20 protein-coding genes are annotated in these 21,723 nt (G+C 64.7%); 8 read left to right on the forward strand and 12 right to left on the reverse strand.

Features of this window, described 5'->3' with window-relative positions; all coding sequences use genetic code 11:
* Window positions 1-57: 57 nt before the first annotated feature.
* From Q7T45_RS13975 to Q7T45_RS14000, 6 genes are all read right to left on the reverse strand, one after another.
* Window positions 58-906, reverse strand: a complete 849-nt coding sequence (locus tag Q7T45_RS13975) for an alpha/beta fold hydrolase (RefSeq protein ID WP_304871541.1) — start codon at window positions 904-906, stop codon at window positions 58-60.
* The gene (locus tag Q7T45_RS13980; RefSeq protein ID WP_304871542.1) at window positions 903-1,271 is read right to left on the reverse strand and encodes a hypothetical protein; all 369 of its coding nucleotides are present in this window, start codon (window positions 1,269-1,271) and stop codon (window positions 903-905) included. The genes Q7T45_RS13975 and Q7T45_RS13980 overlap by 4 nt, the downstream gene beginning before the upstream one ends.
* A gap of 488 nt (window positions 1,272-1,759) precedes the next feature.
* Window positions 1,760-1,999 (reverse strand): hypothetical protein, encoded by a 240-nt coding sequence (locus Q7T45_RS13985; protein ID WP_370691273.1) that lies wholly within the window; start codon window positions 1,997-1,999, stop codon window positions 1,760-1,762.
* Between the two features lie 188 nt (window positions 2,000-2,187).
* A complete protein-coding gene (locus Q7T45_RS13990) occupies window positions 2,188-2,907 on the reverse strand; it encodes an outer membrane protein (protein WP_304871543.1) in 720 nt (239 codons plus the stop codon).
* Window positions 2,908-3,204: 297 nt separating this feature from the next.
* Window positions 3,205-3,627: a hypothetical protein gene (locus Q7T45_RS13995; protein WP_304871632.1), complete on the reverse strand. Its 423-nt coding sequence runs from the start codon at window positions 3,625-3,627 to the stop codon at window positions 3,205-3,207.
* 200 nt (window positions 3,628-3,827) lie between these two features.
* Window positions 3,828-4,184 carry a His-rich protein BRANT gene (locus Q7T45_RS14000; RefSeq protein ID WP_304871544.1) on the reverse strand — a complete coding sequence of 119 codons (357 nt, stop codon included), beginning with the start codon at window positions 4,182-4,184 and terminating at the stop codon, window positions 3,828-3,830.
* A 162-nt stretch (window positions 4,185-4,346) separates the two neighbouring features.
* Here Q7T45_RS14000 and Q7T45_RS14005 point away from each other — a divergent pair, with 162 nt between their 5' ends.
* On the forward strand, window positions 4,347-4,889 hold the full coding sequence (locus Q7T45_RS14005) for a lipopolysaccharide assembly protein LapB (protein ID WP_304871545.1): 543 nt from the start codon (window positions 4,347-4,349) through the stop codon (window positions 4,887-4,889).
* A 136-nt stretch (window positions 4,890-5,025) separates the two neighbouring features.
* A complete protein-coding gene (locus Q7T45_RS14010) occupies window positions 5,026-6,411 on the forward strand; it encodes a serine hydrolase (RefSeq protein ID WP_304871546.1) in 1,386 nt (461 codons plus the stop codon).
* Window positions 6,412-6,424: 13 nt separating this feature from the next.
* Here the strand turns inward: Q7T45_RS14010 and Q7T45_RS14015 are convergent, their stop codons facing one another.
* Window positions 6,425-7,945: a S10 family peptidase gene (locus Q7T45_RS14015; protein WP_370691274.1), complete on the reverse strand. Its 1,521-nt coding sequence runs from the start codon at window positions 7,943-7,945 to the stop codon at window positions 6,425-6,427.
* A 168-nt stretch (window positions 7,946-8,113) separates the two neighbouring features.
* On the reverse strand, window positions 8,114-8,245 hold the full coding sequence (locus Q7T45_RS14020) for a hypothetical protein (RefSeq protein ID WP_304871548.1): 132 nt from the start codon (window positions 8,243-8,245) through the stop codon (window positions 8,114-8,116).
* Window positions 8,246-8,602: 357 nt separating this feature from the next.
* On the opposite strand from Q7T45_RS14020, the gene Q7T45_RS14025 reads away from it, so the two are divergent.
* The gene (locus Q7T45_RS14025) at window positions 8,603-9,268 is read left to right on the forward strand and encodes a hypothetical protein (protein ID WP_304871549.1); all 666 of its coding nucleotides are present in this window, start codon (window positions 8,603-8,605) and stop codon (window positions 9,266-9,268) included.
* A 20-nt stretch (window positions 9,269-9,288) separates the two neighbouring features.
* Window positions 9,289-11,448, forward strand: coding sequence for a CHASE2 domain-containing protein (locus tag Q7T45_RS14030; RefSeq protein ID WP_304871550.1), 2,160 nt, complete (start codon window positions 9,289-9,291; stop codon window positions 11,446-11,448).
* Window positions 11,449-11,499: 51 nt separating this feature from the next.
* Here Q7T45_RS14030 and Q7T45_RS14035 read toward each other — a convergent pair whose 3' ends face one another.
* Window positions 11,500-13,728: a caspase family protein gene (locus tag Q7T45_RS14035; protein ID WP_304871551.1), complete on the reverse strand. Its 2,229-nt coding sequence runs from the start codon at window positions 13,726-13,728 to the stop codon at window positions 11,500-11,502.
* Window positions 13,729-14,129: 401 nt separating this feature from the next.
* On the opposite strand from Q7T45_RS14035, the gene Q7T45_RS14040 reads away from it, so the two are divergent.
* The 4 genes from Q7T45_RS14040 to Q7T45_RS14055 all read left to right on the forward strand — a co-directional run bounded on the left by Q7T45_RS14040 (window position 14,130) and on the right by Q7T45_RS14055 (window position 18,489).
* Window positions 14,130-16,175 carry an autotransporter domain-containing protein gene (locus tag Q7T45_RS14040; RefSeq protein WP_304871552.1) on the forward strand — a complete coding sequence of 682 codons (2,046 nt, stop codon included), beginning with the start codon at window positions 14,130-14,132 and terminating at the stop codon, window positions 16,173-16,175.
* A gap of 169 nt (window positions 16,176-16,344) precedes the next feature.
* Entirely contained in the window at window positions 16,345-17,124 is a 780-nt protein-coding gene (locus tag Q7T45_RS14045) for an NAD kinase (RefSeq protein ID WP_304871553.1), read from the forward strand.
* 217 nt (window positions 17,125-17,341) lie between these two features.
* Entirely contained in the window at window positions 17,342-17,887 is a 546-nt protein-coding gene (locus Q7T45_RS14050) for a response regulator (RefSeq protein ID WP_304871554.1), read from the forward strand.
* Between the two features lie 23 nt (window positions 17,888-17,910).
* Window positions 17,911-18,489: an Hpt domain-containing protein gene (locus tag Q7T45_RS14055; protein WP_304871555.1), complete on the forward strand. Its 579-nt coding sequence runs from the start codon at window positions 17,911-17,913 to the stop codon at window positions 18,487-18,489.
* A gap of 164 nt (window positions 18,490-18,653) precedes the next feature.
* On the opposite strand, the gene Q7T45_RS14060 is transcribed toward Q7T45_RS14055, so the two are convergent.
* From Q7T45_RS14060 to hisI, 3 genes are all read right to left on the reverse strand, one after another.
* Complete coding sequence (locus Q7T45_RS14060) at window positions 18,654-19,829, reverse strand: DUF2336 domain-containing protein (protein WP_304871556.1); 1,176 nt, start codon at window positions 19,827-19,829, stop codon at window positions 18,654-18,656.
* A gap of 283 nt (window positions 19,830-20,112) precedes the next feature.
* On the reverse strand, window positions 20,113-21,168 hold the full coding sequence (locus tag Q7T45_RS14065) for a transglycosylase SLT domain-containing protein (protein WP_304871557.1): 1,056 nt from the start codon (window positions 21,166-21,168) through the stop codon (window positions 20,113-20,115).
* Window positions 21,169-21,295: 127 nt separating this feature from the next.
* Window positions 21,296-21,721, reverse strand: a complete 426-nt coding sequence (gene hisI, locus Q7T45_RS14070) for a phosphoribosyl-AMP cyclohydrolase (protein ID WP_304871558.1) — start codon at window positions 21,719-21,721, stop codon at window positions 21,296-21,298.
* Between the last annotated feature and the right edge of the window lie 2 nt (window positions 21,722-21,723).

The raw sequence follows: 21,723 nt of genomic DNA on the forward strand, positions 1-21,723 counted from the left end.
GCCCGGCTTGTCGCGCTTGGCAGGGGTTGCGTTGGAATTGGCAATTGAACCGAACGATCAGCGGCTTCCGATCTTCTCCAGCACCGGCAGCAGATGCGGCAAGAACTCCGCCGGGTTCTCGCTCATCGGGAAATGGCCGAGGCCCTTCATGATGGTGACCTCGCAGCCTGGAATGCTGTTGGCAACGGCCAGCGTTTCCTCGGGCGTGCAGGAGTAATCGTATTCGCCGGACAGCAGGAACAGCGGGCACTTTCGCGTGTCGATCTGCGCGACCCGGCCGCGGATGTCGCCGTCGAGCTTGTAGAAATAGAGATCGCCCTTGAAGACGCCGGGACCGCCCTGCATGTAATGCCACAGTGTTTCCCAGCGCTCGGCATCGGGCGCGTCGGGCCCGACCAGGCCGGAGACGATGGCAGCGCCGACTTCGCCGCCGTGAACGTCGGGCCGGTGCAGGAAATTCAGGTCGTAATAGGGATCGACATGGGCGCCGGCCTGCAGGCCGATGATGGCGCGGAAGCGTTCGGGGTACTCGAGCGCCAGATGCAGCGCGATGCGGCCGCCGATCGAACATCCGATCGCGATGGGGCGGTCGAGTTCGAGCGCCGTCATGATCTCGAGGATCATGGTGGTGTATTGTGCCGAGGTCAGCTGGTATTCCTCGTTGTGCCAACCCGGCGGCGGCGACGACTTGCCGTGCCAGGGCATGTCGAAGGCGATGACGCGGTGGCGGGCCGTGACCCGCGCGTCGTTCATCAGCGCGCGGTACTGCCGGCCATCGGAGCCGGCGGTGTGCAGGCACAACAGCGGCGTGCCTGAGCCTGCCTCCTCGACATAGATGCGGTGCGGCCGTCCGAACAAATCGAGGTGCATGTAGCGGCCGATGACCGGCTCGAATGTCACGCTCATGCGCCCGCTCCGGCCTGGCGCAGCTTCGCCAGCGCTTCCTTGAAGTAGCGCAGATTGGCCATGAAGATCTGAAGGTTGCCTTCGGCCTTCAGGACGCGGCGCTTGATCAGCGCCATCAGGTCGTTGGAGCCGGGCGGCGGCCGGCTCAACCAGAATTTTTGCCACTCCTCTTCCGCCGCGCGCAGCGCAAAGGACGACGACGGCATCACGAAGGGGCCTGCCGTGACCGACACCACCCTGCCCTCGAAAATCTGTATCAGCCAGGCGGTGAGGCCGACCTCGATCAGGAAGGTGGTAGTGAGAAACCGGCCGCGCCGGACCAGCGCTTCATCCGCATTAACCCGCGCCTTGAGCGTCTCGATCATCCCAGGCTTCCCCCACCCTTGAGGCATCCGCGCGCAGCCGCGCGGCACCTCTTGCCAATTGTCTCGCATGTTCAGGGGATTGGCGCCGGCGTCAACCGGCTAGAGCCAGGCGCATACCAGCACCAGGTTGGCTGCACAGGCCGCCAGCAGGGCAACGGTCAGCGTGACATGCACGCGTTCGCAGGAGGTTTGCAAAGTCATCTTCATGGCCCGCAAAACATCCGGCGATTCTACCCGGGGAGTCTCGCACGATATTTTTCAGGGGATTCAGGACTCGTTTACGACTCAGGGACACCCGCCTGAAATGGCCCGATCCAGCCCGAATCGGGTCCGGCCGGCCCACTCACTGCCGCAGCCCAAGCCAAAAATCCTGCCGCCCCCGGGGCGCGACGGCCGGCCGACAGGGCAATGCATGCCATCATCGGCCACGCCGGGACCGGCGCGCGCCGCCTGATGACAGGCAGAGCTGCTTCTTCGGGGATTTGATCCTACGGCGTCGCCGTCGCCAGCGAGGCCTGATCGCCGGCCCGCGCCACGCAAACCCGCTTGCGGTGCAGGCCCCTGATCGCGCCGGTCACCTTGAGCACCTTGCCAGTCGCGCAGGAGGGATCCTGCACGTAGGCGATCTCATAGGGCGCAAGCACGAGGGGTTCGGATTTCAGGACGGTCTGGGCAATGCACGGCATGGAAACAGCCGAAAAAACAAGTCCTAACAGGAAAACACGCATGTTCGTTGTCCACCAACCGACGAAATCATAATAACCTATTGCGCGGTCAAGTTCCGCCACCGGCAATATTTATTTTCGAGCTGCCGGCGCAGGCGCCGTCGCTTGCACCGCCGCGGGTTCTAGACGAGATTTCTAAACAAAAAGGCCGGCGCGAGGCCGGCCTTGTCTCATTTCGCTGGATACCAGCCTCAGTATTTGGCGACCACTGGGCCGCCCCAGCCGAAGCGGTAGTTCAGGCCGACCTTGACGGTGTGCTCGTCGTCGCGAAAGCGGGCGCCGACCACGTCGGCCGGGCCGGCAGTGATGGTGGTGTTGCCGAAGTTGTAATATTGGTATTCGGCCTTGGCGGACCAGTTCGGCGCGAACATGTATTCCAGGCCGGCGCCGACGGTGTAGCCGTCCTTGCGGTTGCCGCTGGTGGCGAAGGGTTGCGGCACGCCGGCAATGCTCACGCCGATATTGTTGGTGTCGCGCCAGGCGTAACCACCCTTGCCGTAGAGCAGGGCCGGACCCCAGGTATAGCCGAGCCGGCCGGTGACCGAGCCAAGCTGGTCGGTAGCGCTGCCGGTGACCAGCGTGCCGGCCGGGAACAGCACGCCACTATTGGTATTGCCGCCGCCGAGCCAGCTGTACTGGGCTTCGGCGCCAACCACCCAGTTCTGGGAGAACTGGTAGTCGAAGCCACCCTGGACGCCGCCCATAAAGCGCGCGTCGCTGCTCTGCAGGCTGTTGTCGCCCGCAAAGGCGCCGCCGACGTGGCCGCCGATGTAGAAGCCGGTCCAGTTGTAGACCACCGCGGGGGCGGTGTAGGCCGGAGCCTTGGAATAGGGGCGCGGCGGCATGTCAGCCGCCGCCGCGGGAGCGGCAAAGGCGATCAAAGTGGCTGCGCCGAGCAAAAACTTCTTCATGACTGTTCCCCGTTAATGTCGCCATCGACATCAATCAAACAACGTGGCCTCAATTAGGTTGCTTCGCGGCAAGTCGGAGCCAAGATGTTTCCCAACTGTGACGGCGCGGCAACAAGGCGTTTTTGTTCCTGGGCCATTCCGGTTTATTTGCCGTAAAAGCCATGCCTCGCAGCTATAGGCTGCGTCTCGCAAGGTTAGTGGCAGGTTCAAATTCTCGCTAAAATGTGATCGGATGAGTTCACCGATGCCGGCGGCAAAGCGGCAAGGCCGACGGCTCGCGGCCGGCCGAGGGGGCCGCTAGCGCGTCATCTTCCCCAGGTCCGGGAACGGCGCATAGACCACGCCGGCGCAGGGCTCGCCGGCATTCTCGATGACGCGATCGAGCCGGCCATCGACAAAGAGTACGGCGCGTTCGCGCGCCTCCTGATAGGAGCCGCCGGAATCCCGCGCGGCAAAGCGCAGGCAGCTGACATAGCGCAGCCGGCCGCCGACGGTGCGTTGCACCGGCTCCGCCATGACCGCGTCACGCACCCCGACGGGGTTGTTGAGGTAGGTTTTCATGAACGCCAGGATCTCGGCGCGGTAGTTGGCGGGGTATGGCTGGTTGGCGACGCCGCGATCGTCCGTATAGGTGATGCTCCTGCTATCGTCGCCGCCCGCGCAGGCCGCGAGCGCGATCGGCAACAGCAGGATCGCCACGTTCTTGGCTGATATCCCCAAATGCAACCCGTCATTCCCCGGCTCAGACGAGCCGTTCTAGCCCTTCCCCGCGCCAAATGGAATTCGCATCTAGGTCAACACTCGCCGCAAAAAAGTACCGGCCCGCCGCCATTGGGGAAGCAATGGCGTACGGGCCGGAGCTGAACTCCGCGAAGCGCGGCGGGGGCAATATGGATGAAGCCGCTCCCCGCGGATCAGTTTCAGTGATGACTGTGGAAGCGATGGTGATGACGGAAATGCTTGTGATGATGCCGGTGATGATGATGGCGATAATGGTGGCGACCCATCCTGGCATTGGCGTCGAACACGCCCGGGTTCACGTGCAGGACCCCGATCTGCGGGGCATGCGCGGTTCGCCCCGGGCCGTGGGCCATCGCCGGCGCCACCACAAGCACGGAAGCCGCAAGCAGCGCGGCGGAAATTGTTTTCAGCATGGTCGTATCCCCTCCTGAAATCGCGAGATGGCCGGTCGGATGGCCGGGCCCGTCGATCATGGCTTTGAACCTAATGGCCGCGCGCTGAACCCAATCTGAAGCGCGCTCGCGGACTTCGTTCATCTCGATGACAACTTCGTCATGTTCGCCGTGTCCGTACGGACTTTCGGAAGATCGCTGAAATTATGGCGGCCTCCGCGGGAATGTAACCGCGAGGCAGGTGTTCAAATCAACAGGCGTCGGTATAGGATTGCCTAACTGCCTATTGGAAATCGGGAGAGATACATGAGCAAATTTGCAGCCAGGATTTTGACGCTGGCCATATTCGCGATGGCGCTGGTCACGGCGCCCGTCGTCACAAAGGTTTACGCCGCGCCCGACGAGTCGCCGCCTCCGTCATCGGACAAGGGCAAGAAGAAAAAGTCCAGCGAAGTCAAACCCGGCATCGAGGACACTACCTTCGCCACGGGTTATCGCGCCGCCTACGCCTCGATCTACGATCGCGGCGACTATGCTGCCGCGATTCCGCAGTTGAAGGCGCTCGGCCGCGACGACAACGCCGCCGTCGCCAACTTGATCGGCTACGCCTATCGCAAGCTCGGCGACTACAAGGTCGCGCAGATCTGGTACGAGCGCGCGCTGAAGACGGACCCCAACCACGTCAAGACCTGGCAGTATTATGGCCTGTGGCAGGTCGAACAGGGCAACCGCGAATCCGCGCAATATCACCTGAACCGGATCGCCGCCTTGAGCGGCACCGGCAGCGAGGAATATCGCTCGCTGGCCGCGGCGCTCGAACAGGCGCCCGGCACGGGGCTGGCTTACTGAGCCAACGGGACATTCTATCAGCCGGCGCAATCCGATCGGGTTGCGCCGGCTTTGTCTTGTCGGATAGCATCCAGCAATATTCCCGCCGAAGATATTTCCATCGCCGTAGCCATCCGACATTCTGGAGATCGCGCACGTGGACCCATGGCTGCAACCCGCGATCGGTTACATCCGCGACTGGATCGAATTCCAGATGCGTACCTCGCAGCAACCCGGCTGCATCGTCGCTATCGCGCATCGGGGCAAGGTTGTCGCCGAATTCGCATTCGGGCATGCCAACCTCGCCACCGGCGAAAAGCTCACGCCACGCCACCGGTTTCGGATCGCATCGCATTCCAAGAGTTTCACCGCCGCCGGAATCATGAAGCTCCGGGAGCAGCGCAAATTGCGGCTGGACGATTCCGTCGGGCAATATGTGAAGGGCTTGCACCGCGAGGTCGCGGAAACCACCATCGCGCAAATTCTCTCCCATAGTGCCGGCCTGGTCCGCGATGGCATGGCCGGCGGCCAGTTTTCCGAGAGCCGGCCGTTCCTGAGCACCGAGGAATTGATCGCCGACCTGAAGTCGCCGCCCCTGATCGAGCCGAACACCCGCTTCAAATATTCCAATCACGGGTTTGGATTGATCGGCCTTGTGATCGAAGCGATCACCGGACAGCCGTATCGGGTCTGGATCGAACGCGAGATCGTCGCCGCCGCCGGCCTGCGCGAAACCCAATCCGACATGCCGCTCGCCAAAGGCCCGCCATTCGCGCGCGGCCACAGTCCCCGGCTCCCGGTGGGCCGTCTCATCATTCCCGGCGAGAACAGGCTCAATGCGATCACGCCGGCCGGCGGCTTCGTCAGCACGGCGGCGGACCTCGCCCGCTTCTTCGCGCAGCTGGCGCCGAACGCAAAGCGAAGCGTGCTTTCCGCCGCCAGCCGCCGCGAGATGACGCGCCGGCACTGGCGCAATCCGCATTCGAGCATCGAGAACTACTACGGGCTCGGAATCATGAGCGGCAATCTGGGCGGCTGGGACTGTTTCGGTCACAGCGGCGGGCTGCAGGGCTACATCTCGCGGACCTGCGTCGTCCCCGGCCACGAGGTCAGCATCAGCATCCTGACCAACGCCACCGATGGCTGGGCCGGATTTTGGCTGGAGGGCGCCATGCACATCATGCGCGCCTTCGCGACCCGCGGCGCGCCGAAACGGCGGGTTCGCGACTGGACCGGTCGCTGGTGGAGCCCATGGGGGGCGGTCGATCTCGTTCCCATGGGCAACCTCGTCATTGCCGGCAACCCGCACGCCCTCAATCCATTCCTCGATGCGACGGAAATCGAGGTCGCCGGCCGCGACACCGGCCGGATTTCGCTGGCCGCCGGCTATGCCAGCCATGGCGAACCCGTGCGCCGCACCCGCAACAAGGCCGGCAAGGTCACCGAGGTCTGGTTCGCCGGCAGCAAAGTGAGGCCGGAGAAGACCGTCGCTGCCGAGATGGAACGCCGATACGACCCGCGCAAGCGTCGCCCGGCCCGCTGATATCTACCGCCCCTCACTTCACCAGCGCCTCGACCTCGCTTCGAAACGCCTGGCGCGCGCCGTCGCGCGAATAGAACATGTGACCGCCCGGATAGACCGTGAGCTTCACCCGTTCGGGCGAGGCGTAGGCCGGCAGCTGATCGAGCAGGATTTTCGAACCGAAATACGGCGTCGCCAGATCGAACAGCCCGTGCGCCACCAGCAGCTTCAGTTTTGGATCGAGTGCCAGGATCTGCCGCAGTTGGGAGAGCGACTCCGGCGGATTGATGCCGCGGCCGAAATCCCAGGCGCCCTGCACCGCGCCATTGAGCAGTTGGTAGGAGCCGTCCGGCCGCCAGTTCAGCGTGCGCCTGGTCAGATCGACCGCCGCACTGGTCAGCGGCGCGGCCAGTGCGTCGCCCGAGGGATCGCCGAAACGATGGAAGCTCGAATCCGGATAGGGATCGAAGCCGGAGACCGAGGCATCGTAGCGGCCGGTCACCTTGCCGTTGCGGCGGTCGAATTCACGGCGAAACTCGCCGACGCCGAGGCGCCCGGCCAGCCGGCGGCTCACCGCCTGGTCGATCCCGGTCAACGCAGCCACCCTGTCGGCGAGCCGCGTCGTCGCCTCGGCGTCGGCCGATCCCTTGATCAGATCACCAAGGAATTCGCCTGCCGCATAGCGCTCGACATCGGCGAGGTCGGCCCGCGTCACTCCACCCTCGCCTCCCTCCTTGCCTCCTTTGGCTTCCCGCGCCACCGCCGCCATCGAGGGAAGGCTCCAGACATATTGCAGCAGGCTGGAGCCGGTGAATTCGCGGTAGTCGAACAGCGGCGACACCAGAATGAGCCCTTTCACCCCGACGCCCTGGTCGACCTGCAGATTGCGCACGATCTTCGGCCCGCGAATCCCGCCATAACTTTCACCGGCGACGAATTTCGGCGACAGCAGGCGATCGGATTTCTCCAGCCAGCGGCGGATCACGAGCGCGATCGCGTTGACGTCGCCGTCGACCGAATAGAACCGCTTGCGCACCTCCTCGCCTCCAGCGACGAAGCGGCTGTAACCGGTGCCGACGGGATCGATGAAAACCAGGTCGGTAAAGTCGAGCCAGGTCTCGGCGTTGGGCATCAGGTCAGGCGACGCGGAGGACGTCACCGCGTCGGCATTGATGGCGAGCCGCCACGGTCCGGCCGCGCCGAATTGCAGCCACGCCGAGGATGCGCCCGGCCCGCCATTGAACAGGAAGGTCACCGGCCGGGTGCGCGCGTCGGCGCCGTTGAGCTGGTAGGCGGTGAAGGCGATGTCGGCCTGCGGCTCGCGCTTGTCGTTGAACAGCGGAATCGAACCGGCGGTGGCGGTGAAGTCGAGCGTCCGCCCGGGAAGCGCCAGCGTGTGGCGGGTGGTCGAATCCGGCGGCAAACGGCCTTGCTCGGGGACGAGCGGATTCGAGGCGCTGCCGCGGGTACCGGTGGCGCCGGCCTTCTGTTCCGACGGCGTTGCCGCGGCTGGCTGCTGCGGCTGCGGCGCATCCTGCGCGCGCGCCCCCGTCATCACCGAAAAGGTGAGAAACACCAGCGCGAAGCGCAGATGGTGCGGCGCGACGAGGCGAATGGCCATGTCCGTTGCTCTCCCTGCCCCCGCGATCAGACAGGATACTGTTCGCAACAAAGCCAGGGGGATGACAATCACGATTCCGCTATGGAGGCGCCGGCGACCGAATCAATACTGCGGTTCGCGCTCATGCCGAAGCTGCGCCTGCAGCGTGGACATCCAGTAATGCAGAATCGTGCGCGTGATGACGTCATCGATCGCCAGGAGCGCGGATTTAACCGTCGTAAAGATCTTGCTCATCGCAATCCTCATCCGAGACATCAATTGCCTGTGAATGGTGAGAGATTACGCCGGATTCGTCATCGCCACCGTGATCCAGCTCACACCCTCTGCATTGCGTCGCCCTGCACGTATCAGAGCCAACCTCGATTTGAGTCCGCCGATGTATTAAGAGTTCGATCCTTCGCCGCGCGGTTCGCGGGTGTGTGATATCGATCACACTTTCCTGAGGGCGATCCGGCTAGCGGTGTGATACTTCCTTCGTCCCCGTCAGGCGGCGAAGTGAAATAACGGGACCGCCGGTTTTCGATGTCTGGCTTGCGAAGCGATCGGCTCAATTCGCCGTTGAGCCTGGCTTTTTGGAATGAGGTTTTTAGGATGAAGAAAGCGATTGTCGTGGTTGTCGGCGTCATGGGGTTTGCGGGATCCGCGACCGCCCAGGCGCCGGTTGCAGTCGTGGAAGAGGTTCAGGGCAACGTCACCGGCGCCGAGTTCATGGACTATGTCGTGCCGGGAAAAGTCATCAAGCTGGGACAAGGCGCTTCGGTCGTTGTCGGCTACATGAAGTCCTGCCGGCGCGAAACCATCAATGGCGTCGGCACGATCATCGTCGGCGAGGATGAGAGCAAGGTCCATCTCGCCGAGGTCGAAGCCACCAGGACGAACTGCGATCCGGCCCAGGCGCATCCCACGACAAGGGCCACCAGCGACGTCGCGGCCAGTGTCGTCCGCAGCCTGGAAAAAGGCGCGCCGCCAGCCGGCCCCCAGCTGACGCTTTACGGCACCTCGCCGCTGGTCGAAGCCAAGGGGCGCGGCACGCTGGTGTTCGAACGGCTCGACCAGAAGGGCGAGCGCCAGCAGTTTGATCTCACCGGCAACCAGCTCAAGGGCAGGTTCTACGATCTTGCCGGCACCAGCAAATCGCTCACGCCAGGTGCTACCTATGCGGCAACGTTCGCATCGCGCAGAATCGTGTTCCGGGTCGATCCCCAGGCGAAGCCCGGTCCGACGCCGATCGTCGGCCGCCTGCTGCGGTTGGAATAGGCTTTGCCGGGCATCAGACCTTGAACATCGGGCGCAAGACGCGGGACGCCATTGCCTTCGCTGCCATCGTATTGGTTTGCGCCGCGGTCTCCGTCTCGCCCGTGTTCAACATTGCCCACGGCCTGTCGATCGACATTCTCACCGCGCTGCGCTGGGAGATGTACGGCAGGAGACTGGACCCCGCCGCCTCGCCGGCGGTGGTGGTCGCGATCGACGAGGAAACCTATCAGGCGCCACCCTTCAAGGGCTCGCCGTTGCCGACGTGGACCGGTGAGATCGGCCGCGTTCTCGGCGCCATTGTCGAGGGCGGCACCAAGGTCGTCGGCTTCGACATCGTGTTCGAGAAGTCGATCGAGCAGTCCGAGATCCCGTTCGGCGGCGGCCTGTTCGGCGAAAAGGTCCGCGGCTTCGACCGCGATTATCTCCGCGCGCTCGCGACGGCCTCCGTCGGCGGCAAGGTGGTGCTGGGCGAAGTTCTGCGCGGCGACCAGCCGATTCGGCCGTCGCAGGGACAACGTATCGCCGTCCGCCAGTCTCAGAACATTCGCGCCCTCAACGTCTATACCGACCCCGACGATATCGTTCGCCGGCTGCCGCTGACGTTTACGGTGGACGGCAAGCCGGTGCCCTCGATGGCGCTCGAGCTGGCGTCGCGCGCGCTCGACGCCAAACCGGAATTGAGAGCCGACGGTACGGTTGCACTCACCGGGTACCGGATTCCGGGCGCCGTGCGCGGCACCATGACGCTCAATTTCGAGGGCGGCGCGGACGACATCCCGACCTATTCGCTGGCCGACCTGACGGCCTGCGCCGCGAAAGGCGACAAGGATTTCTTTCGGCGCCAGTTCGAGGGCAAGGTCGTCATCCTCGGCACGGTGCTGGCGTCGGAAGATCGCCAGCGAACGTCGAAACGTTTCCACACCGGGATCGAAGGCGCGCGCGCGCCGCGTTGCGCGCTGGCGGAGGCGCCGGTCAACGCCCGCTTCAACCGCCGGGACATTGCCGGCGTCTATATTCATGCAACCGCGGTCAACAACCTGATCGGACGCGATGCGGCGGTCGAACTCGGCCGACTGCCGATCGCGCTGATCGCGGCACTGTTCGCAGCGTTTGCGGCCCTCATCGCGCGAACGCTCCGGCCAGCCACCGCGGTGCTGACGTTTCTGGTCGCGATCGGGATTTACCTGATCGGCGCCACGGCGGCGTTCAACCATGCCCTGGTGCTGCCGCTGAGCGAGCCGTTGATTGCCGGCTTCGCCGCGCTGGCTGCCATGGTCGGCTACCGCTTCATGATCACCGACAAGGACCGCCGGCTGCTGCAGAAGAGTTTTGCGCTGTACCTCGCCCCCGACGTGATCGACCGCATGCTGGCGTCGAACAAGCTGCCGGTGCTGGGCGGCGAAACCCGCCATGTGACGGTGTTCTTTTCCGACCTCGAGGGCTTTTCGCTGATCGCGGAAACGATGTCGCCCGAAGCCCTGATGGCGCTGATGAACGAGTACCTGTCTGAAATGACCGACATCATCGAAGGCCATGGCGGCTATGTCGACAAATATATCGGCGATTCCATCGTCGCGGTGTTCGGTGCGCCGGCCGACGATCCCGACCATGCCAGCAATGCGCTGCGCGCCGCGCTGGACTGCTGCGCGCGGCTCGAAGAGCTCAATCGCAGCGCGGCTGCGTTCGGCGGCAGCAAGGTGGCGCAGCGCATCGGGATCAATTCCGGGGACGCGCTGGTCGGCAATTTCGGCTCGCGGCGGCGCTTCAACTATTCGGTCATGAGCGACGCGGTGAACCTCGCCTCGCGGCTGGAGGGCGCCAATAAATTCTACGGCACCACCGTGATCGCTTCCGAAACCACGGTCGCGCTAACAGGCGAAACATTCGCCTGGCGCGAGCTCGACACCATCCGCGTCAAGGGGCGCAACAATCAGCTGAAGATCTACCAATTGCTGGCGCTGGCGGCGGAGTTGACGCCGGCGCAAGCCGCGGTCACGGCGGACTACGCCAGGGGCCTCGCGCACTGGCGCGCCGGCGAGTTTGCGCTCGCCGAAAAATGTTTCGAACAGGCCGCTGAAACCGACCGGCCATCCCGGATGTTTCTCGAGCGGGCGAGAATTTATGCGCAGCAAGCGCCGTCAGGCGAATGGGACCCGGTCCGGACCCTGCAGGAAAAGTGAGCGGGCTTCCGCGATCCGGGCCGGGCTGCCTGAGCGACGCGCCCCCTCACATCAAAATCCGACACCGATCATCGCACTGCCGCCGCCGCCGCTGCGGCCACCACTGACGATGCTCGGCCGGGCCACCGCCTGCTGACGCGCGCGCGGGGCGTCCTGCGCGGTCTTTGCACGCTGTTCACGATCCGATTGGCGACCGCCCTGCTTCCGGCGCGACCGCGCATCGTCCTCGTCATCCCTCGTGCGCGCGGCGACGGCGGGCGGCGCCTTCGGCTTCTCGTCGGCGACGCAGGTCTCGCCCTTCAAGGTCTCGCCGGACCGGCACTCGATCGGGCAAACGCGCGTAGTATGCTTGGCCAGTTCCGCAACCAGGCCCTCGGTGACGCTGGCATTCTCCGTCGGCTGGCCCTCGATCGAGAGGTAGCGGCCGAGCGCGCCCTTGGTCGTGGGGTTGAGCGTACCGTCGACCTTGCCGGTCAGGCAGCCGAGGCGGATGAGCTGGGTTTGCGCCGCGCGGAGCAACTCGGGCGAATTGGGCAGCGCCGCGGCGCGCTTGGCCACCTCGGCGTTGAACTTGTCGAGGCTGGCGACAACCAGCGGTCCGAGCCGGTCGCAGCTGACGGTCCTGGAGAAAGACTTCAGGTCCTCAAGGCCAGAGCCCTCGGTGCTCTTGGCGATGATTTCTTCGAGTTTGGTTTGTTCGCTCTTGCAGGCAGCTTCGCGGGCAGCCGCCATCTCCGCCTTTTTGCGCGCGGCCTCCGCCTCTCTCGCCTGCTTTTCGCTCGCCGCCCGCAGAGCCGCGGCTTCCGCGGCTGCCTTGTCTCGCTCGGCCTGGTCGGCCTTTTGTTTGGCCTCAGCAGCCTTGCGCTCGGCTTCCGCGGCCCTGGCCTTCTGTTCGGCTTCCGCGGCTTTGGCGCGGCGTTCCTCTTCCTCGCGCTTCTTCGCCGCCGCCAGTTCCGCCGCGGCAGCTTTCGCTTTCTCGGCCGCTTCTGCCTCGCGCGCGCGACGTTCGTCCTCTTCGCGCTTTTTTGCAGCCGCCAGTTCGGCCTTACGTTGCTCTGCCTGCCGAAGTGCTTCCTCCGCGGCCTTGCGCGCGGCTTCGCGCGCCGCACGCGCCTGGTCCTCGCGCTCCTGGGCGGCCTTCTTGAGCAGATCCATCCGCTGCTGGGCGGTGATGGCTAAAGGTGAATCCGGATAGCGCTTGATGAATCGCTGCAGCGCCGCCGGATCGGTTGAGTCCTTTAACCTGTCCCACTCCAGCGCTTCCTTCGAGGAGGATTCGCGGCCGGAGGGCACACCCTGCGGCGGGAGAGCGGCGACGGTCATGTTCGCCGGCGGCGCTGGGCTCGGGTTCTCCAGCTGTGCGCGCGCCAGATCGGCGTAGAAGCCGGTCGGATGGGTCCCCAAAAACACCTCCCAGGCGCGGCGCGATCCGATTTTCTGAACCAGTTCATAGTCGGCCTTGACGTCGCTTGCCGGGGCGTCCTGCGCGACCGCCGGTGCCGGCACCAGCGAGATATTACCGCCGCCGAGCGAACCATAGACGAACGGCTCCTGCCGGTTGCCGGTGGTCTTCAATACCTCGTCCCTGACGCGGCCGAAGGCGAGCCGGACGTCGAGACCGGGCACGGTCAGGTTTTTCAGCACCGCCGCGGTGAAGGGGCTGTGCTGGCCGTCACCGTCGTCGGCGGTGGAGCCGGCCTTCGCGGCGTAAGCAATCAGGGTGTCGGTGCTGGTCGGCTCCACCCTGCCGAGACCCGATGTGACCGCGCGATTGGCGACCTTGCGTTCCCTGCGCATGGCGGGGACGAAAGGATTATCGCGGCAGGCGTCCAGAATGACGAGACGCAGCCGCTTGGCGCCATCCGCCGACGACACCAGCCGCTCCAGCAGTATAGCTTCGTCGTCCGCGTCGCGATCGCTGGCGAGCCTTGCGTCGATCGGGATGAGGTAATTGGTTCCGGCGAGCTCGAGTCCGTGACCGGCGTAGTAGACGACGGCGATGTCGGCTTGATCGGCTGATGTTTCGAACTTCCGGATCGCGCGCTTGAATTCGAGATTGCCGACGTTGATCTGGACCTCGACGGAATCGAAGCCCGCCTCCCTGAACATCCTGGCCACGGCGTTCGCATCCCGCGAGGGATTGGCCAGCTGCGGAACGGTCTGGTAGCTCGAATTGCCGACGATCAAGGCAACGCGCTTCTCCGCCCATGCGGCCTCGGAAGCCATCGCAACAATGGCCCCTCCGATCAGTGCCGCCAATGAGACGAGGCGCTTTGTCATTTTCCTGTCGAAACCGGCATGGCGGGCGGCTGGCCCGAAATCCATTGACCCACCGAAGCAATATCTTCTCCGTCCTCCCCGATCAACGGGCTGCCATTGACGCAGACGGATCATTCAATCTGCCAAATCCGATACCGGGCGCGGTGTGACGTGGGTCACTTGCAAGGCTTCCGCAAACCGGCGGACCAACATTCAGCCCATCGGCCCTATTCATATGACGGGTAGTTTGCAGGTAGCGGGGTCCGCTGCTGTGGCGCCGATGTTACAGGGCGCGAAATTCACAGCGCTAAACCTCGCAGTCGCTTTCGTAACGCTTTCGGCCCGCAAAATGCTGTCTTAGATTTTGCGCAACGGCCGCGTATTTTGCGTTGATTCCAATTTTTCCTGGACTGGGGATTCGAATGACCGCTTTTCGCATTGCAAAATTGCGCGCGCTTGCCGGCAACGGGATCAGGATTTTTGCAGGCGTCGCAGTTGCCGCAATGCTGTCGGTACCGACGGCCGCGATGGCGCAAAACTGCAACGTCACCAATATCGCAGGGCCCGGCGGAATCGGCGTGCCACCCGGGACAACGGGACCCGGCGCCGGCATCCTCGGTCAGTTCACCAGCGCCTTGTCCGCGCAGATATCGGCGGCGACCAGCAACGCCAATACGGTTTTCCAGGCGGGACAGGGCAGCGCCTTCGTGTCGGCACCGGGCAATCCGCCGCCGAACTCCCCGGGTGGCGGAGTCTGGGGACGTGCCACCGGCGGCCAAGCCACTGTGACGGGGACGTCGACCACGCAAACGCTGAATCAATCGCCTCCCGCCACCCTCGACCAAACCACGACGGTTAACTGCAACAACCAGATCCGTGAAAACTATGCCGGCTTCCAGATAGGCGCCGATGCGGCACGGCTGAACTGGAACGGCTGGAATCTGCACCTCGGCACCACCGCCGGCTATCTGGAATCCAATTCGACGTCTCTCAACAACGGGTTCTCCAGCAACATCCAGGTGCCGTTTGTCGGCACTTATGCGGTCGCGACCCATGGCCGGTTCTTTGCCGACGCGCTGCTGAAGCAGGACTTTTACAATATCGCGCTGAGCAATGCCGGCGCCGGCTTCTTCTCGCAGCCGATCTCCGGTCGCGGCACGTCGTTTGCAGTCAACGCCGGTTACAATTTCGCGATTGCAAACAACTGGTTCATCGAGCCCTCGGCCGGTTTCACTTATGCCAGGACGAGCTTCGACTCCTTCTCTGCGGTCGGTCAGCCCGGCGTGGGACAGGGCGCCAACATTTCCGGCACCGTGAAGGTCGACGACATCACCACCCAACTCGGCCGCCTCAGCCTGCGGGTCGGCACGTCGGTTCAGTCCGGAAACCTGGCGCTCACGCCGTTCTTCACAGCCAGCGTCTTCCACGAATTCGCCGGCAACGTCACCTCGAACTTCGCGACCTGCGCCAACTGCAGCTTCTTCGGGCCGGGCGTGCCGGTGCCGGGTGGATTCTCGCCGGCAACCTTCACCGCAGCCACGACGACGACGCGGGTCGGAACCTATGGCCAGTACTCGCTCGGCATCGCCGGGCAGGTCGTCAACACCGGCTGGCTCGGATTTGCACGCGTCGACTATCGCAACGGCGAGACGATCGAGGGCTGGTCGGGCACTGCCGGTGTCCGCTACCAGTTCACGCCGGAGTTGCTGACGACGGCGGTGCCGACCAAGGCGCGGGTCAAGGCGCTGCCCCCTGTCACGACCTGGGTGAACTGGACCGGGTTCTATATCGGCGCCCATGGCGGCGCGGCGTACGGACGCGACGACATTGGCTTCACCGGCTACGGCCAGACGTCCGGCACTCGTTCCGCCGGCCTGCTCGGCGGCGGCCAGATCGGCTACAATTATCAGATGGCCAACAAGTTTGTGCTCGGCGTCGAAGCCGATGCAAGCTGGGCCAACATCAAGGGCGGCCGGACCTGCGGCACCGATACCGGCCTCAACGCAGCTGGCCTTCCCGGCGGCTTCAGCCCGTTCTTCATGACTTGCGACACCAAAGTGAACTGGCTGGCATCGGCGACTGGCAGGCTCGGCTATGCCTGGGACCGGTCGCTGCTTTACGTCAAGGGCGGCGCTGCTTTCATCAATGAAACCGTCTCGGCCAATTGCATCGTGGGACCGTTCAACGTGCCCGGCAATATTCGGACGTGCAACAACCAGGCCGGCGCTCTGGTCAACAGCATTTCGACCTCGGACAACCGCGTCGGCTGGACCGTCGGCTTCGGCGGTGAATTCGCGCTGACCCCGAACTGGTCGGCCAAGGCGGAATACAACTACATGGACTTCGGATCGCGAACCGCCCTTGCCAGCGACGGCACCACCTTCCTGACCTCACGTACCGACCTGCAGGTGACCAAAGTCGGTTTGAACTATCGTTTCGGCCCCGGCTCGGTCGTCGCCAAATTCTGATCGCGCTCGAATTCGCCCCGATAAGATGCGGGCGGTCGCGTCAAGCGGCCGCCGGCCCGTATTTGTGGCGCCGCCACGCCCCGCTCGCCTCGACAAGTCCGGTCAAGGTCGTATAGACGACCTTGCGCGCCCCAATCTCACCGGCGCCCCGAGATGAGCCAGAAATCCCATGACCAGCCCCAAGCGATATGACCGGATCGCCTTCGTCGCGAGCCCCGGGGCGGAGGCGCAGGCGGCGCTGGCGCAGTTGGCGGAGCTGTACGGCAATCATGATCCCGACGACGCCGACATCGTGGTGGCGCTCGGCGGCGACGGCCTGATGCTGCAGACGCTGCACCGGCACATGCGCTCGGACAAGCCGATCTACGGCATGCATCGCGGCACCGTCGGCTTTCTGATGAACGAGTTCAGCACCGTCGACCTGCACGCGCGCCTCGCCGCGGCGCGGGAAACCGTGATCCACCCCCTGCTGATGCGCGCCACCGACGTGCATGGCGTGGTGCACGTGCATCATGCCATCAACGAGGTGTCGTTGTTTCGCCAGACCCATCAGGCCGCTCGGCTGAGGATCCTGATCGACGAGCAGCAGCGCATGGCCGAGCTGATCGCCGACGGCGTCATGGTGGCGACGCCGGCCGGATCCACCGCCTACAATCTGTCGGCGCAGGGACCGATCCTGCCGATCAACGCGGCGCTGCTGGCGCTGACCCCGATCAGTGCGTTCCGGCCGCGGCGCTGGCGCGGCGCCCTGCTCCCCAACACCGCCTATGTCGTGATCGAGGTGCTCGAGGGGGACAAGCGCCCGGTCGCGGCGGTGGCCGACCACGACGAGGCGCGCGACGTCCGCCGGGTCGAGGTGCTCTCGGACAAGACCATCTCGATACGGATGCTGTTCGACCCCGGCCACGGCCTGGAAGAGCGCATCCTGAGCGAGCAGTTCAACTATTAGAACATCGTCCACTGCCCCATTGCAGTGCAGCACGAGTGCTGCGAGTCGGGTTCCGCCTTACTGTGCATGGGGTTGTTTTCGCGATTTCTTGTAGAGGGTCGAGCCGGGACGACCCGGGAGGGTTCACCGCGCTGCGGATCGCAACCCTTCGTTAACCGGCGCCGCGATATGGTTAACGCCGGGTATACCGTTGCTGGTCTGCCCTCAGGGCCGCGCCATGTTTCGCATCGACTTCAACAAGCTGCGCTTTCTCGTCTGCGACGACAATCCGCACATGCGCCGCATCCTGCGGACGCTGCTGCATTCGTTCGGCGCGCGCGAGGTCTACGAGTCCGAGGACGGCGCTACCGCGCTGGAAATGTACAGCCATTACGTTCCCGACATCGTCATCACCGACTGGTCGATGCCGATTTTCGACGGGCTCGAACTGGCGCAGATGATCCGGCAGCCGGACTCCAAGGGCAACCCCTACGCCCCGATCATCATGCTGACCGGGCACTCCGAGAAGCGGCGCGTCACCGTGGCGCGCGACGCCGGCGTCACCGAATTCCTGGCCAAGCCGATCTCGGCCAAGGGGCTCTATCAGCGCATCCTCAACGTCGTCGCCAATCCGCGCCCGTTCATCAAGACTAAGACCTATTTCGGCCCGGACCGCCGCCGCAATACCGCCAACGCCTATATCGGCCCGGAGCGCCGCATCGGCGGCGAGGTCGAAGTGATGCAGCAGCCGTCGCTGCTCGACAAGGCGCGGTCCACCGTCTAGCGCGAGAGCCCGAGGAATCCATCATGGCGAAAAGCAAGTCCGCGACGGTGCAGATCTCAACCTTCGCCGACCACCACGTCATCACCCAGCCCAATCCCCTGCGAAACGTGCTGCGGCGCGTCGCCGAACGGGACCTCGACGATCCCATCGCGCGCGCCGAAAAAGCGCTCGCCGGCCTGTCGGGTGAATTCAAGAACTGGATGACGATCGAGGCCGACCGGCTGTCGGACGCCCACGCCGCCATCCTCCGGGACGGCTTTACCGACGTCACGCGCGAAGAGCTGTTTCGCGCCGCCCACGACATCAAGGGCGACGCCGCCACGTTCGGATTTCCCTCCGCCGGCGCCGCCGCCGAAAGCCTGTGCCGGATCATCGAGCACGCGCCAGACCTCGACGAGGTGCCCTCCAACCTGATCGCGCATCACATCAACGCCATCCAGGCCATCGTGCGTGAGCGCACCAAGCTCGACACCGCCGCCACCGCCGGCGAATTGAGCAAGCAGCTGCGCGGCATCGCGGACGTCTTTCTCACCCACGCCAATCGCGACCGTCCCGAGCATCTCGAAGCCGTGCTGGCTCCGAGCATCGCGCCGGCGGAGTGATATAGCGCTCTCTCAACTCGTCGTCCCCGCGCACGCGGGGACCCATACGCCGTGCACTATCGGTTAGAGCGCGGAGTTGAGATACCTTCTGCAACAGCCAGCATCGGTGGTTATGGGTCCCTGCGTTCGCAGGGACGACAGCTGAATGTGTCGATGCAGGATCGCTACGCCGCGATCAGCTCATGCTGGAGCGGCGCGATCGCCTCTTCGGCGATCAGTTCGTCGCAGAACATGCGGGCTTCTTCCCGCGCCGACTCCGTCGCGAAGCGGCGCAGCAGGATCAGGAGCGGCTCGGCGGCCTGCGGATCGGTTTCGCAATGCGTCAGCACGCGCTCCACCATGCGGCGACGCAACCTGGCCGCCCCGCCGATGCTGTCGACGAATCCGGTCTCCTGGCAGACCTCAAGCGCCATCTGGAACGCCGCGAAGGTCGATGGCGGCAGCCCGGCGCGGCGCAGCAGCGCCTGCAGGCTGGCGCCGCCGCGGTCGTGCAGCAGCGCGGAGACGCGCGCCAGCGGCAGCTCGGACAATTCCGCCAATGCGGCATCGAACAGTTCGAGATTGCCCGACAGCAGCGCGCGCAGGATCAGGCCTGCGGTCAGCTGGCCGGTGGCGCGCAGATGCCGCACCAGGCCGCACATATCTTCGCCGCGCGAACGCGCCGCGATATTGACGGTGGAGCGATCGCGCGCCTCGCTGGCGATCCGCCCTGCCCGGTCGGCGCTCAGCCAGTTGCGGGCAACCACGAACTTCGCCAGCGTATCCGACAGTTTGGCGACCAGGGCGACCCGCGTCGCGGCCGGCAAATCCTCCAGCACCAGCATCGATTCCCGGATCGCGGCGAGATGGCCGTGGCGTTCGACGATGCGGTCCCATGAGAACGACGCCAGCTCGGCATAGGCGTTCTCGATCAGTTCGAGCGCCGCTGCGGCGGAACCGACCTCAGCGATCGCGGCGCAGACCGAGGGCGGCAGATTGATGCGGCGGGCAATGGCGCATTGCATTTGGCAATTGCCGGTGGCGACGATGTCGACGAGATCGGCGTCGATCAGAAGCGGGGAATGTTCCAGCACCGGAAGTGCGACCGATGCCTGGTCGAGCGACAGCGCCTGCACGATGCCGGCGGGCGCCTCGGAGCTGCGCGCAAACACCTCGGCCATGGCCTGGCGCACCAGCGGCGATGCATCGTCGAGCAGCATCAAGAGCGCGCCTTCGGCGGCGGCGCGATCGTCCTCGGACAAATCCGAAATCAGCCAGGCCCGCGCCAGCGACCGCGTTGCCTCTGCCCGCTCGCCTGCCGGAGCGGTACGTATCCAACTGATAAACTGCCGAACAATCATGACCCTGGAGGCCTACGCAACCTGACGACACCGTGACGCGATGCCACTGCAACAGAAAATAAACCACGCCGCTTAACAAAGGGTTCACCATAAACGGCTGGTTTTATTGACGTTTTGTTAAGGGGGCGCGGATGGGGCTGTGCCGTTCCCCGGACGCGCGCAGCACGAAGTGATGCGCTGCAGATCCGGGGTCCATTGCTCAAAGGGAAAAAAGGTATGGGTCCCGGCTCTGCGGAGCAGCGTGAAGAACGCTGCACCGCGTCCGGGACACGAAACTGATCGACTAGCTGAAGGTGCCGAGGCGATCGCTGAAGAGATCGAGCCGACCTGGCGGGCGAACTTCGGGCTTGCGGCCTGACAGGGATTGCGCCGCATTCGCTGACGAAGCCGATGTCACGCTCGCGACCGAGGTCAGCGACGAAGAATTGCCCCACAATTCCTGAACCGCCGGCGAAACCGGCTGCGCGCGTTCACCGGCCTGGAACAGGGAACGAAAGATCGGATCGGTCGGCTGCGGCGGTGTCTGCGCCGATGCGAACGTCATTGCCGTCGGCGTCACGGCGCGGGAATCCGGAAAGCTCGAGAGATAGGCGGCGTTGTCCACCGGCGCCGTGGCCGGCGTGGCGCTGGCCAGCGTCACACGCCGCGGCGCGTCGCCGCCGGCTGACGCCATCGCGGTGCGCGTCGCCTGCGAATTGGCGGCGCTGGCATAGCGCGCGTTCAGCACCGAATAGACTTCGGAGACGCTGCGCGCGCGGCCTGTCTTGTCATAGAAGATCGGGCGGTTGGCGGCGGCGGCATTGGGAAACAATGCAGCACCCGAGGCGTTCGGATTGTTTTCGGCGTTCGAGATCAACTTGCCGGCGCCGTTGGCGCCCATGAAATGCGCCATATAGAGTTCGCCGTCGGTCGGGCGGCGCCCGATCTTGCCGGTGAGCTTGAAGCTGTTGGATTGGGCAAACACCGCCGCCATCGACGAAGCGGCCTCGGGATCGTCGCGCAGCTTCATGATCGCGGTGCGCGCGGCGGGATCGCTGACGGAATAGCTCCCGGAGGGGTTCTTCGTGATGGCGTCGGCATATTTGCCGTAGCCGAGCTGGCTGCCTGCTTCCTTCACGGTGCCGAGCCAGGTCTGGTCAATGAACTGGTAAAGCCCGCGCGCCGACGAGGTGGTGGCGGCGGCCTTCGGATTGAAATTGGATTCCATCTTGGCGGTGGCCAGCATGTATTCGAAGCTGGTGCCGGTGGTATCGGCGGCCTGCTTGATGGCGCCGGCAATCCGGGCGCGCGAGGGTTCGACACCTGCCGTGGCCGTGGCGCTTAACGTGTCGACCGACATCTGTTGGTGCCCCGCTCCTCGCGAAACGACCGCCCGGCCCTATCGGCACGACAAGCGGCGCTCAGGCCAATCATAGCCTGCGGCGGTTATGGTTAACGCCGGGTTAAGCCGGGCAAGCTCGGTCTACCTAGCGATAGACTTTGGCGGGATCGAACAGTCTGTCCGCATCGACGAACGCCAATCGCGCTCCGCCGTCGCCTTCCGTCACCGCACGATAGAAGCACGAGCGACGGCCGGTATGGCAGGCGGCGCCTGTCTGCTCGACCCGGATCCAGATCGCGTCCTGATCGCAATCCAGCCGGATCTCGATTACGCGCTGGGTGTTACCGGAGCTCTCGCCCTTGCGCCACAGCGATTGGCGGGAGCGGCTGAAGTACCAGGCTTCGCCGCTGACGATGGTCTTGCGCAGGGCTTCGTCGTTCATGTGCGCGACCATCAGCACCTCGCCGCTGCCGGCGTCGGTGGCGACGCAGGTGACGAGGCCTGACGCGTCGAATTTGGGCTGAAACTTCAGCCCTTCCTCGATGTCGTTGCTGTCTGCGGATGTGGACACGG

The organism is Bradyrhizobium sp., assembly GCF_030646015.1.
Lineage (GTDB): Bacteria > Pseudomonadota > Alphaproteobacteria > Rhizobiales > Xanthobacteraceae > Bradyrhizobium.

What these genes read in the sequence shown, in the direction of transcription:
- Q7T45_RS14060 (WP_304871556.1), bottom strand. Translation starts at nt 19,829, where the DNA reads ATGATTGTTCGGCAGTTTATCAGTTGGATACGTACCGCTCCGGCAGGC.
- Q7T45_RS14000 (WP_304871544.1), bottom strand. Translation starts at nt 4,184, where the DNA reads ATGAACGAAGTCCGCGAGCGCGCTTCAGATTGGGTTCAGCGCGCGGCC.
- Q7T45_RS14025 (WP_304871549.1), top strand. Translation starts at nt 8,603, where the DNA reads ATGAAGAAAGCGATTGTCGTGGTTGTCGGCGTCATGGGGTTTGCGGGA.
- Q7T45_RS14020 (WP_304871548.1), bottom strand. Translation starts at nt 8,245, where the DNA reads ATGAGCAAGATCTTTACGACGGTTAAATCCGCGCTCCTGGCGATCGAT.
- Q7T45_RS14055 (WP_304871555.1), top strand. Translation starts at nt 17,911, where the DNA reads ATGGCGAAAAGCAAGTCCGCGACGGTGCAGATCTCAACCTTCGCCGAC.
- Q7T45_RS14035 (WP_304871551.1), bottom strand. Translation starts at nt 13,728, where the DNA reads ATGACAAAGCGCCTCGTCTCATTGGCGGCACTGATCGGAGGGGCCATT.
- Q7T45_RS13985 (WP_370691273.1), bottom strand. Translation starts at nt 1,999, where the DNA reads ATGCGTGTTTTCCTGTTAGGACTTGTTTTTTCGGCTGTTTCCATGCCG.
- Q7T45_RS13975 (WP_304871541.1), bottom strand. Translation starts at nt 906, where the DNA reads ATGAGCGTGACATTCGAGCCGGTCATCGGCCGCTACATGCACCTCGAT.
- Q7T45_RS14040 (WP_304871552.1), top strand. Translation starts at nt 14,130, where the DNA reads ATGACCGCTTTTCGCATTGCAAAATTGCGCGCGCTTGCCGGCAACGGG.
- Q7T45_RS14045 (WP_304871553.1), top strand. Translation starts at nt 16,345, where the DNA reads ATGACCAGCCCCAAGCGATATGACCGGATCGCCTTCGTCGCGAGCCCC.
- Q7T45_RS14015 (WP_370691274.1), bottom strand. Translation starts at nt 7,945, where the DNA reads ATGACGGGGGCGCGCGCGCAGGATGCGCCGCAGCCGCAGCAGCCAGCC.
- Q7T45_RS13980 (WP_304871542.1), bottom strand. Translation starts at nt 1,271, where the DNA reads ATGATCGAGACGCTCAAGGCGCGGGTTAATGCGGATGAAGCGCTGGTC.
- Q7T45_RS14065 (WP_304871557.1), bottom strand. Translation starts at nt 21,168, where the DNA reads ATGTCGGTCGACACGTTAAGCGCCACGGCCACGGCAGGTGTCGAACCC.
- Q7T45_RS14005 (WP_304871545.1), top strand. Translation starts at nt 4,347, where the DNA reads ATGAGCAAATTTGCAGCCAGGATTTTGACGCTGGCCATATTCGCGATG.
- Q7T45_RS14050 (WP_304871554.1), top strand. Translation starts at nt 17,342, where the DNA reads ATGTTTCGCATCGACTTCAACAAGCTGCGCTTTCTCGTCTGCGACGAC.
- Q7T45_RS13990 (WP_304871543.1), bottom strand. Translation starts at nt 2,907, where the DNA reads ATGAAGAAGTTTTTGCTCGGCGCAGCCACTTTGATCGCCTTTGCCGCT.